This window comes from Natrinema salaciae, from assembly GCF_900110865.1.
Taxonomy (GTDB): Archaea; Halobacteriota; Halobacteria; order Halobacteriales; family Natrialbaceae; genus Natrinema; species Natrinema salaciae.
Window position 1 is genome coordinate 589801 of the sequence record NZ_FOFD01000004.1, and the last position, 11884, is coordinate 601684.

10 protein-coding genes are annotated in these 11884 nt (G+C 64.1%); 5 read left to right on the forward strand and 5 right to left on the reverse strand.

Features of this window, described 5'->3' with window-relative positions; genetic code table 11:
* Window positions 1-12 precede the first annotated feature (12 nt).
* From BMX07_RS16430 to BMX07_RS16440, 3 genes are all read right to left on the reverse strand, one after another.
* The gene (locus tag BMX07_RS16430; protein ID WP_090619659.1) at window positions 13-1398 is read right to left on the reverse strand and encodes a sodium:calcium antiporter; all 1386 of its coding nucleotides are present in this window, start codon (window positions 1396-1398) and stop codon (window positions 13-15) included.
* 69 nt (window positions 1399-1467) lie between these two features.
* Window positions 1468-2133, reverse strand: coding sequence for an AIM24 family protein (locus BMX07_RS16435; protein WP_090619661.1), 666 nt, complete (start codon window positions 2131-2133; stop codon window positions 1468-1470).
* 114 nt (window positions 2134-2247) lie between these two features.
* Complete coding sequence (locus BMX07_RS16440; protein ID WP_090619988.1) at window positions 2248-3843, reverse strand: GMC family oxidoreductase; 1596 nt, start codon at window positions 3841-3843, stop codon at window positions 2248-2250.
* A gap of 156 nt (window positions 3844-3999) precedes the next feature.
* On the opposite strand from BMX07_RS16440, the gene BMX07_RS16445 reads away from it, so the two are divergent.
* On the forward strand, window positions 4000-5028 hold the full coding sequence (locus tag BMX07_RS16445; protein ID WP_090619664.1) for an LEA/WHy family protein: 1029 nt from the start codon (window positions 4000-4002) through the stop codon (window positions 5026-5028).
* Complete coding sequence (locus BMX07_RS16450; RefSeq protein WP_090619670.1) at window positions 5025-5486, forward strand: pyridoxamine 5'-phosphate oxidase family protein; 462 nt, start codon at window positions 5025-5027, stop codon at window positions 5484-5486. Before BMX07_RS16445 ends, BMX07_RS16450 begins: the two co-directional genes overlap by 4 nt.
* Window positions 5487-5588: 102 nt before the next feature.
* On the opposite strand, the gene BMX07_RS16455 is transcribed toward BMX07_RS16450, so the two are convergent.
* A complete protein-coding gene (locus tag BMX07_RS16455) occupies window positions 5589-6971 on the reverse strand; it encodes an FAD-dependent oxidoreductase (RefSeq protein WP_090619673.1) in 1383 nt (460 codons plus the stop codon).
* 446 nt (window positions 6972-7417) lie between these two features.
* Window positions 7418-8254: an ion transporter gene (locus BMX07_RS16460; protein ID WP_090619675.1), complete on the reverse strand. Its 837-nt coding sequence runs from the start codon at window positions 8252-8254 to the stop codon at window positions 7418-7420.
* Between the two features lie 301 nt (window positions 8255-8555).
* On the opposite strand from BMX07_RS16460, the gene BMX07_RS16465 reads away from it, so the two are divergent.
* The 3 genes from BMX07_RS16465 to BMX07_RS16475 all read left to right on the forward strand — a co-directional run bounded on the left by BMX07_RS16465 (window position 8556) and on the right by BMX07_RS16475 (window position 11854).
* Entirely contained in the window at window positions 8556-9194 is a 639-nt protein-coding gene (locus BMX07_RS16465; RefSeq protein WP_090619677.1) for a class I SAM-dependent methyltransferase, read from the forward strand.
* 693 nt (window positions 9195-9887) lie between these two features.
* Entirely contained in the window at window positions 9888-11138 is a 1251-nt protein-coding gene (locus tag BMX07_RS16470; protein ID WP_090619680.1) for a hypothetical protein, read from the forward strand.
* A gap of 371 nt (window positions 11139-11509) precedes the next feature.
* Complete coding sequence (locus tag BMX07_RS16475) at window positions 11510-11854, forward strand: hypothetical protein (protein ID WP_217643697.1); 345 nt, start codon at window positions 11510-11512, stop codon at window positions 11852-11854.
* The last annotated feature ends 30 nt before the right edge of the window (window positions 11855-11884 follow it).

Below are 11884 nucleotides of genomic sequence, written 5' to 3' on the forward strand. Positions count from 1 at the left end.
TGGCGGGCCCGTTCAGTCGTCGGCACTGTGGGGTTGCTCCCCGCCGGTCGACATCGCGTCGCCGACCGTCCCCGCCGTTCGACGGACGAGCCGACCGAACGCTCGACGCCGGCTGACGAACAGCACCGTCCCGAGCACGACGTAGATCGCACTGTAGATGAGCAGGATGTCAGTGCTCGAGACCGGCAGCGCGACGACCTCGCGGATGAGCGCGAACTCGAGGAAGACCTGCGAGAGGAACAGGACGAGCAGCGTGAGCGCTTCCCGCACGGAAATCTCGAACCGGATCAGCAGGGCGATCGCGAAGAACGATTGGGCGGCGGTCAACCAGATCTCGGCCGACTGCTTGAAGTCGAAGGCGAGCACGCCGTACTGGCCCAACGCCAGCGAGTGGACGACGACGAGCGTCCCGATGAGGAGCGTCCACTGGTTGAGTTTCGACGAGATGAGCGCGTTGAAACCCGCCGTCGAGCGGGCCTTGTTCACCAGATAGACGACGACGATGAGCTCCGGCGCTTCGGAGGCCAGCGGCGCGATCCACTGGATCATGAAGAACGAGGGGATGCCGACGCCCTCGCCGAGCGTCTCGAGCCCGTGTGCGAAGGGTTCGACGGCCGTGAAGATCAGCGCGCCGGAGTAGGCGAACAGGAGGACGACGGTCGCGATCCGGGCGGGTTTCGGGAAGCGCTGGAGGTACGCCGGCACGCCGACGTGGTCCATGTCCGGTTCGACCTCGCCGCGGAGGATGACCGCGATGTAGCAGACGTACAGGCCGACCAGAAACAGCATGTCGAAGATATCGATGCCGCCGTTGAGCGGGACGAGAAACGCCCAGAGCGTCGCGAGCAGCAGGAACACGATCTCGAGGCCGATCTCCCGGTCGAGGACGACCACGTCCGAGAGGACGCCCGGTCGTTTCTCGACGGCGGGATCGGCGGCCGATCCCCGACGGAAGATCGTAAAGAGGGCGACACCGGCCCAGCCGATGCCGATGAGGATTCGGTTGGCTCCGGTCATGTTCGCGACCGCCAGGTTGCCGGCTTCGATCCCGCGCGGCGTCCCGGCGAACTGGCCCGCGTTCCAGGCGTAGAGGGCGTCGACCGCGTACTCGGGTGCGACCGCCAGGACGGCGAGCACCGCGATCGCGAACGCCTGTGGCACGTCTTTCTCGGCCGTTTCGGCGGCCCACGCGAGGAGGAACGCCGAACCGAGGACGGCGAGTCCGGTGACGATCACCGTCTCGAGCGTGGCGAGCGTGGCGAGCAGCGCCGGCGCTCGGTACTCGAATCCCGCAGTCGTCGCCAGCCAGGGGAGGAGATCGGTGGCCCCTACGACGACGACCCAGGGGAGTGTTAGTGCGACCGCGGCCGAAATCGCGCCAAGCGCTCGTCGTCTCATGGAAATCGTCTAGAAACGCGTACTGGTCGACCGAACATACGTAACGCGGTCTGATGCCGATGGTGCCTGCTACTGCTGCGGCGTGGTCTCCTCGTACGGCTGCACGACCACGAACCCATCCGAGCCCGTAAATTCGAGTTGATAGGTCTCGTCGGAAGACTGGCCGATCATGTTCGAGAAGGCGTTGTCGACGTGGCTCCCGGGCGTCGTCCCACTCCAGGCGACGGTGGCGCTGGGATCGGTCCTGACCGGCGGCCGCAGGACGAGCGGCTCACCGTGGGTCGTGATCGCGACGCTGCCCGGCCCCTCGAGGAAGACGTTAGTCATCCCGCCGGCCGAGAAGCCCGCGATGCTCTTGATGGTCCGGATCTCGTAGTTCACGCTCGACTCGAACGCGAGCACGTCGTTCCCGTTGACCGAGATCGACTGGCCGGCGTCGAGGTCGAGGAGCTGGATCTTCTTCTCCTGATCCGCGAGGTAGAGGTGGCCGGTTCCGGTCGCCTCCATCACCGGCGTTCCCTCGCCCGTCGCCTTCTCCTTGAGGAATCCCGTGATCCCGCCTTCGGCGGACGATTTCCCCTGGAAGGAGACGTCTCCGTCGTAGGCGATCATCGATCCGGCCTTCGCGATCACGGTCCCGTCGAGGTCGATGTCCAGCAGCTTCCCGTTCTCGAGCTGAAAGGTCTCCCCGCCCGCTTTCGGTTCGTTCGTAGTAACGAATTCGTCGACGTTCATGATAGGTGGAGCCGAGTGGCTCTACCCACCGTTGGAACGGTTCGACTAAATAGGTATGCACGAGCCACTGTCACGCCGAGACGAACGATCGTCGCCCGCCGAGCGCGGTTCCGATCACGCCACGTTCCGAACGAAATCGGCCGCCTTCTCGGCGATCATCGTCGTCGGCGCGTCCGTGTTCCCGCTCGTGATCGTCGGCATCACCGACGCGTCGACGACGCGTATTCCTTCGAGGCCGCGGACCCGGAGTCGGTCGTCGACGACGGCCAGTTCGTCGTCACCCATCTTGCAGGTGCCGACCGGGTGGTACAGCGTCTCGGCGGTCTCGCGGATGTGCTCGATCAGCCCCTCGTCGGTCCGGACGTCCGGCCCCGGCAACAGCTCCTCGCCACGGTACTCGTCGAACGGCTCGGCCCGCATGATCTCCCGGGCCAGTTTGACGCCCTCGAGCAGCACCTCGAGGTCGTCGCCCGCGGTCAGATACTGCGGGTCGATGGCCGGCTCGTCGAAGGGATCGGCGGAGTCGAGCGTGATCCGACCCCGGCTCTCGGGTCGAAGCTGGAGGGCATTCAGCGAGAACCCGTGGCCGTCGGGGTTGTCGAACCCGTGTTCGACGAAGTGCGACGGGGCGAAGTGGAACTGTACGTCTGGCCGATCGGCGTCCTCGGCGACGGTCGCGAATCCGCCGGCCTCCCCGACGTTCGACGTCAGCGGACCCCGTTTCAGCACCAGGTGTTTGAGGACGTTCCACAGCGAATCCGCGTCGGCGAGACTGATCGGCTTCTCGCACTCGTAGCCGACGCTGGCCTGCAGGTGATCCTGCAGGTTTCGACCGACGCCGGGCAGGTCCGCGACGACCGGAATATCGTGCTCCGCGAGGTGATCGGCCGGGCCGACCCCGGAGCACAACAGCACCTGCGGCGAGTTGATCGCCCCGGCCGAGAGCAGCACTTCGTCCGTCGCGTCGACCGTCGCCCGACTGCCGTCTCCGTCGTCGCGAGCGTACTCGACGCCGACGGCCTCGCGCCCGTCGAACCGAACGCGCGTCACCCGCGCGCCGGTTACCGCGGTCAGGTTCGGCCGGTCCAGCACCGGCTTCAGATAAGCATCTGCTGCGCTATGGCGGCGACCGCCTTCTTGTGTCACCTGATAGCATCCGACCCCCTCCCTCTCGCCGGCGTTGAAGTCCTCGTTGTGCGGCAGCCCGACCGCCTGGCCGGCCTCGACGAACGCCTCGCTGAGTTCGTTCGGCGACCGGAGATCGGCGACGTTTCGCGGCCCGCCGGTACCGTGGTACTCCGACGGTCCGCGCTCGTTGTGCTCGGCGCGTTTGAACGACGGGAGCACGTCCTCGTACCCCCAGCCCTCGTTGCCCAGTTGCGCCCAGTGATCGTAGTCGTCGGGCTGACCCCGGATGTAGATCATCGCGTTGATCGAACTCGAGCCCCCGAGAGTCTTCCCGCGCGGCCAGTAGAGCTCCCTGTCACACAGCGCCGACTGCGGCTCCGTGTGGTAGTTCCAGTCGACAGCCGACCGAAACAGCTCCGAGAACGCCGCCGGAATCTCGATCTCGCGCTTCTCGTCCGGCCGTCCGGCCTCGAGTAGCAGGACATCGGTGTCGCCGTCGGCCGACAGCCGATTCGCGAGGACACAGCCCGCCGGTCCCGCCCCGACGATCACGTACTCGTACGATCGCCCACCCTCAGTCATGGTATCCCATACCATGTGGAGGTGGAGACATAGTAGTATTCCTCGACGAGGGTCGCCCGTACCAACACCTGTCCGCTCTGGTACCGAAGCCCCGCCTTCAATGGCCTGAACGTGTAACGCGCGGGACGAACTACCGCCGCGGCGGAACGTCGGTAGATGGGACCCGGCCGCAGGACGTGGACGGTGGTTCTCGTCGCGATCGCGTTGGTCGTCGCAGCCGCGACGTACGGACTGCTTGCGGTGGACCGACCCCAGGTCGAATCTGTCGACAGCGAGTGGGGCACCGTGACGAGCGATCGGACCGAAGTCGAAACGCGCGTCGGCGTCGACAATCCGCGGCTGCTTCGCATCGGCGACGGCGCGGCGGACCTCTCGTATACGGTCTCGCTGAACGGTATCGAGGTCGCCGCGGAGCGCGACCAGCGCGTCGCCGTCGGCGGTCGCGAGAGCGAACTCACCGTCTCGACGTGGATCGACAACGACGAGATCCCGGCGTGGTGGGCGTCCCACGTCAACAGAAACGAAACGACGACGGTTCGAATCGAACCCGACGTCGTCGTCGAGTACGCCGGCGTCCGACTCCCGGCGGAGCGGTGGACGCGGACCCGAACCGTGCGGACGGATCTCCTCGAGCCGCTGCGAACGAACCGGAGTCGGGACGTGCAGGCCGGCGGCCGGACGCTGGTCGTCGTCGAGGAGACGACCGCCCAGTGGGGGACCGCCACGCCGAACCGGTCGCCGATCGACGCGACGGCGACCGTGACGAACCCAACGTCGATTCCGATACCGATCGCGAAGATCCGCTACACCGTGCAGTTGAACGACGTCGTCGTCGGACAGGGCGTCGCCGGCGAACGGACGGTCGTTCCACCCGACAGCACCCGACCGATCGAGGCCGGCGCAGCCATCGACAACACCAGACTGGACGAGTGGTGGGTCACGCACCTCCGAAACAACGAGACCTCGACCCTGACCGTCGACTTCACCGCGACGCTCGAGTACGGCGGTCTCGAGCAGGACGTGCCGCTCGACGCCCTCTCGTACGAGCGGACGTTTCGGACGGATATCCTCGGATCGGCGGACACCGACGCGGGCGGCCCGTCGGGCGGAGACGAGCCGACCCCCGAGCGAACCCAGCGCCGGGTCGAGCTTTTTCAGCCTGCCGCCCGAACGTTCCGCGTATGACCGAGTTCCGCGGGACCTGGACCGAGGACGACGTCGAGACGTTTCTACAGGAAACGACGGTTCCGATCCGGATCGCTACCCGCAGGCCGGACGGATCGCCGTGGATCGTCACCCTGTGGTACCGCTATCGCGACGGCGCGCTCGAGTGTGCGACGCAAGCGAACGCGGATCTGGTGCGGTTCCTCCGTCACGAACCGGCGATCGCCTTCGACATCTCGACGAATCGAGTCCCCTACCGCGGGATCAGAGGGAACGGGACCGTCGAAATCGACTCCGACGGCGGACCGGTCCTCCGGGACCTCGTCGAGCGATACCTCGGCGGCACGGACTCCCCGCTCGCCGAGTGGTTACTCGACGAGGAGCGCGAGGAGGCCCGGATACGAATCGCTCCCGACGAGATCTACAGTTGGGACTACAGCGATCGAATGGGGGCGGGCTCGAGCGATCGCACGGCATAGCGACGGACGTGCACGGAGCGACGACGGTACACTCGGACAGTTCGAACGGGCAGCCGTCACGCGACAGATGGAGGGACACGAGCCACGGCCGACTCCGACCGATCAGTCGTCGGCGCCGGGCTTGACCATTCGTTTGCCGTCCGACTCGTCGGCGCGCGGGAAGTTGTCGATCGTCTCCGCTCGGAACGCCGACTCGTCGAACTCGTACTCGCCGTCGAGGAACTCGAGCAGCGTGTGCGTGTCGCGCATGGCGTTTTTCAGACACGTGGAGGCACCCGGCGACGGAGTGATGTTGAAGATGATGTCGTCGCCGACGATCTTGGCCTCGCCCATGTCCAGGGACTTGTTCCTCGTGTCGACGATCTGCGGGCGGACGCCCCCGTAGCCCTTCGCGCGTTCGATGTCCTCGAGTTCGACGCTCGGGACGACCTTCTGGACGTGCGGGAGGAACTGTTTCCGGCCGACGGAGGGGAGATCGTAGACGAGGTTCCGGAGCACGTACGGCAGGAGGATCCGATCCGCGAGGATGTTGGCGTAGCTCAGGAACGCCGCCGCGTTCAGCCCGAACACGTCGAGGAAGTCCTTCACGGTCGAGATGCGGCCGCGCTCGAGCGTCGGGACGAGTTTGGCGGTCGGACCGAACCGCGTGATACTGCCGTCGTGGACGTCCGCGTCGCCGTGAACCGCGGCGAACGGCAGCTTCTTCATCTGGAGCGTGTAGACCTTCCCGTTCAGGAGGTCGTCCGCGAGGAAGAAGCTCCCGGCGATGGGGAGCAAGACCTTGTCCTGCCCGTAGCCGAGTTCCTTCGCGATCTGGAGGCTGTGCGAGCCGGCGGCGACGACGGCGGCGTCACAGTCGAACCGACCGTCGCTCGTCTCGATCGTGTACCCGTCGAGCGTCGGCGTGATGTCCGTGACTTTCGTGCCGGTGAAGACGTCGACGGTGGCCTCTTCCGCCGCCTCGTCGACGAACGACTTCGTCGTCTCGCCGTAGTCGACGACGTAGCCGTCCGGGGTCTGCAGCGCGAGCATCTCCTTCGAGGGATCGCGACCCTCCACGACCTTCGGCTCGAGTTCGGCGATCTCCTCGCGGTCGATCGGCCGGAGCTTCGGATAGAGGTCGCCGAACCCGTCGTCGTCGTACCGCTGCTCGAGTTGCTCGACCTCCTCGTCACCCACGCCGAGCACCATCTTGCTGCGCTTGGCGTGCATCTCCCGGTCGGGGTCGTGGTTCTCCAGATACCCCGCGAGGAGTTCCGCACCCTCTTTGACCTCTTCGGCCTTCTCGAGCGTGTAGTTGGTCTCGATATCCCCGAAGTGAAGGGTCTGGGAGTTGTTCGTGTGGTGGGAGTTGATCGCTGCGATCTCCGATTCCTTCTCGATCAGCGCGATCGAGTCGATATCAGTGAACTTTGCGGTCGTGTACAGAAGGGATGCACCACTGATACCGCCGCCAACGATTACGAGGTCGTATTTACCAGACATTATTGGGTTGTGTGAGTCGGTAGTACATACGCTCGACTCCAGACTGATAACTCATATTTTTTCGATCGAACATTCGGCAATCGTCGAACCTTCCATCGACGACTGTAGGTTCGGGTTCGGCATCGCGGACGCGGCCATCCGGGATACCCGACAGATAGTCCGTTTCAGCGGTTCTCGAGGAGGTCTGTCGATCCCCACGCAACGGCATTCGTGCCGTCGATCTCGTCTCACACCCCGGCAATCCCGGTCGTCACCACCCGAAATAGTATCGACAGTCGACGTACCGACGACCGGCCGGGGCTCGAGTTCGCGAGCGATTCGGACGCGATATCTCTCACGGATCGCCCCGATTTCGCGGTATCTGGATAAACTATCGCGGAGTTTTCAGCACCCCACTCGAGGCGGCGACTCGGCGCGACCGTTTCGCCGCCGGCAGTGACGCTACGTTACTCGTGGGACTCGAACTCCTGATAAATGACCTGCCCGCAGGCCTTGCAGTGTGACGCGTCCCGGTCGTGAGCCGACAGGCCGCAGTTCGGACAGGTGACGTCGACGTTGTCCCTGCGACTCCACTCGCGGACGATCTTGCCGGCCTGCCAGGGAATGATGACGATCCCCGCCAGAATCGCCGCGACGGTCGTCCACCGCCCCGCGGTCGTGACCGGAACGATATCGCCGAACCCGGTGGTCGATAGCGTCACGACGACGTAGTAGAAGGCGTCGGCGAACGTGGTGACTTCCGGATTGGCAGCGTGTTCCGCGCTGTAAAACAGGCCGGCGGAGACGAACAACAGTACCAGCACCGTCAACAGCAGCTTCAGCGCGCGCAGGGCGTTGTCGGAGATCGTCCCGAAGAAGAACTCCGCGTCCTGGGTGAACCGATAGAACCGGAGGACGCGAACCACCCGGACCACGCGGAGGAAGCCGACGTTCGCGACCACCGCCCCCGGCAAGAACAGTACGAGAAACGTCGGGAGAATCGCGATCAGGTCGACCACGGCGTACGGATCGCTGAACTCCTCGAGCCGGTTCGAAGCGCCGTACAGCCGAAGGACGTACTCCACCAGAAACACGACGGCGATCGCGACTTCGCTGGTCCAGAGGACCGACCGGACCTCGGCGGAGAGGGGGAACGTCTCCGCGACGAAGACGGCGACGAAGACGAGGTTGAGGACCAACAGCGCGATGTCGATCGCCTTTCCCAGCGGCGTTCGATGATCCAGCAGGTAGAAGCGAACGAGTTCCCGACGGCTCCGGGTCCCGGGCGACGACTCACCGGGCATTCGACGGTCCTACTCCTCGATCGGGACGCGGCGGCCGGCGAATCGGCAATCGGTTCGTCGCGGGGTTCGAAGCGGAACGTCTCATACGCCGATAGATGGGTCGTTCGCCCGAAGTGTAGAAGGTGTTTCGCTCGCAGACGACGGCGCCACCCCGAACCCGGTGTCAGTTCGCCACTGCGGTGCGTCGACGGCGACGCCCCACCGACAGTCCTCGGTGCGGACGGGTGGACCGCGCACGAAGCGGACGAACGGCCGAGCGGGAGTCCGACTAGACTTTAGGTGTCCGCCGGCAACGGTACACGTGAATTCTAACGAGGTCCGCCGCCAGTGGGCAGAACGGACCGGAGCATACTCGCCGGAATATTACGCGTACTACGGTCCGGACCAGCGGAGCGAGTCGATCCGCGATCTCCTCGATCGGTTCGTCGACCGCGACGCATCCGTTCTCGAACTCGGCTGTAGTTCGGGCAGGCACCTCGCACACCTCCTCGAACACGGGTTCGAAGAGCTGGCCGGAATCGACGTCAACGACGACGCGTTCGACGTGATGGCCGAGACCTATCCCGAGCTCGCCGACGCCGGAACGTTCTATCACGACACGATCGAAAACGTCGTCACCGACTTCGACGCCGACCGGTTCGACGTCGTCTACTCGGTGGAGACGCTCCAGCACCTCCACCCGGACGTCGAGTGGGTCCTCGAGGACCTGACCCGGATCACTGCCGACGTCCTCATCACGATCGAGAACGAGGGCGAGGGCGAGGGCGAGATCGAAGACTCGGACTCGGCGTCGGACGAGCCCGACGTGAGCTACGTCAACGACGACTTCCCGCTGTACCACCGGGACTGGAACCGCGTGTTCACCGAACTGGGCTTCGAGCAGGTCGAGGCCACCGCCGGCGAGCGAGACACCGTCCGAACGTTTCGCGCTACCGAATAACCCGGCCGCCGCGCATCTCGAGTGTCGACTGCAACGCCCGGACTCGCCGAAACGGACCCGATTCCTCGAGCGACAGGCACCCGACGCTCACAAACGAGGAGTCGCGGAGACGAACGTCAGTAGTCCGAGTACAGGCGCAACTGCGGACGGATCGCATCGTAGTCGCCGGCCATCACGAATTCGTAGACGAGCGTGTCCGCATCGTAAAAGACGTGGGAGAGGACGTCTCGGAACTGCTCGTCTCGAAGGCGTCCGATTCGATCTCCGCGACGAGTGCGTCACAGCGGGACACGTATCGCGGCAGGAACTCGCCGTCGTAGTCGAACACCCCGCGACAGACGAGGTGTGCGAGTTCGTCGGGTGCAGCCGGGACGTAGAACGGACCCGCTTCGTTCCGACGAGCGCCGGCTCACTGGTATCTCTTCCCTCGTCGCTGCGACTCCTCGAACTGCCTTCGATACCGCGAAAGACGAGGGGATGTGCACGGAAGTGAAGGGCACGGCACTCGGACGGAGACGATATACTCGTACCACTCACCGAATCTACCACGCTGTCACGTGTTCGTCTGACAGTGCCGAACGCGATAGCAGTACGCGACGAATGCAGCAACGTTGGGCCGGCCTGTCGCACAGTACTCAGACGGAGACAGCGCCACCAGCCGTTAAGATTGTTCACGATGAACCGTCAGCCGTGATGCGTCGTTCTCGATCGGGCAACCACGACGATCCGACGCTAGTGGCGGCCGAGCGCGAGGGAGCAATCGAACTGCAGATTCACGTGGGGGTACTGGTTGCGCACGCTCCGGAAACCGACCCGGATCAGCTCCAGACGTTCGCGACGCAAGTTGCCGAAGACACGGTCGACGAACTCGCGTCGGCCACGGAGGTCACCTGGCGGTTCTACCTCGAGGACGCTAGCAACCTCCCCGACCACGATCAGCGACGGCCCTCGGAATTCCTCGATCACGCCACTCATCAGATGGTCGAGGGGCCGTACGACTTGATCGTCGTCGTGACGGACGTACCACTCGTCTCAAGCAAGGAGCAGTTCGTCCCGGGACTGGCGTCGCCGCTCTCTCGCGTCGCCATCGTCTCGACGGAGAACCTCCGCAGTGCGCCCCGCAACGAGCCCCGACGCTCACTCGAGGACGACGCCGTCCGCTGGAATACAGCGACGCTCGTGGTCCATCTCGTCGGGCATGTGCTGGGCGCTCGCCACCGTGACGCCGACGGGGGCGTCATGGAACCGTTCCGGTTCGATCCGGAGCGACGGGCCGTTCCACCGATTGACGCAGACATCGAGCGGGACCTCCATCGGATTGCCGCAGAACTCTCCGCGGCCGAGGCCCGCCCGCGGGGTCCGATAGAGCGCTTCGCCTTCCACGTGGCCAGTGCTGCCCGAAACCCCGGACAGATCCTGCAGGCGCTCGGTAACAGCCGGGCACCGTTGTTGCCGCTCTCGTTACCGAAGCTGTCGACAGCCGCGCTGGCACCGACGCTCGTCATCGTCTTCAGCGCCGAATCATGGGACGTCGGTTTCCATATGACAAACGTGACGGCAGCACTTTTCGCGGCCGTAAGTGTCCTCACTGCAGCGCTCTACCTCCTATTCGTCCAGAACCTCACCTTCCCGCGAAAGCGACATCAGATCGTCACCGAACACACGGCCCTGGTCAACGTCACAGTCTTTTTCGTCCTTCTTCTGGCGATGGTCGGCTTATTCGGGCTCGTGTGGACGATCATCCTCGTCATCGAACTGGTCGTCTTCCCGCCGAATCTGATGTCAAACTGGCCGAGCCTGGAGGAGCCAGCCGTTGGCTTCGTCGATCTCGTCCGGACTGGTGCGTTCATCAGCACCGTCGGGGTACTCTCGGGTGCGTTGGCGGGCGGGCTGGAGAGTCGGGTTATCATCAGCCACCTTGCGCTGTTCCCCGACCGACCGTAGCCACCCCGCTCCAACTGGAGTACGCTGATTTCCCTAGAAGAACGAGAAGTGGTACGTGGAAATCGATGGCCTCGGCACTCATACCGCGCGGAATTAGCATTAGATGATACGTTCGTGGTAGATCGGCATAGGGGTAGTTTATTACCACGTCTGTGGTGGATCACTGGTAGGGTGGTCACTCACATGACTGATACAAGGCGTGGCCGCCCTATCTAATGTATGATGACCGATCGACCGCAGTGGGAAGAATCGATGGGACTGGCAGAGGGGTCGACACGGGTCACGCTCACGTGTAGCAAGAAGGAACGCGAAATCTGGAGTAAAGAGGCTGCCAAGGAGGGTTCAGCAGCCGATCCAAATATCTCTATATCTTGATCCAGGAGGCACGGGCGTACCGGGAGCATGGAGTGTTCGCTGATCGGAGTAGTGAGGAGCGGATTGAGGAATTAGAGACGGAAGTTGAACTACTGGAGAATCGATTGGAACGGGAACAAGTGAAACGGAGTGCTCGCGTCGAAGTCGACGATGCGAGGTTCCTTGAACGCTATTTGGAGGATACGTACAAGACGCAGTCCGAGCTGCTACAGGAGATTGTGGAGTCCGGGGCGATGGATGACCTGATCCGAAAACGGATTGAAGACGAGCTGTACGTCATGGCCGGTAAGGGCCAAGTTGAGTATGAACCCGGATGGGGCTGGAGACTCAGCACCGATTAGAGCAAACACCATAGGTTCGTAAAATGGTGT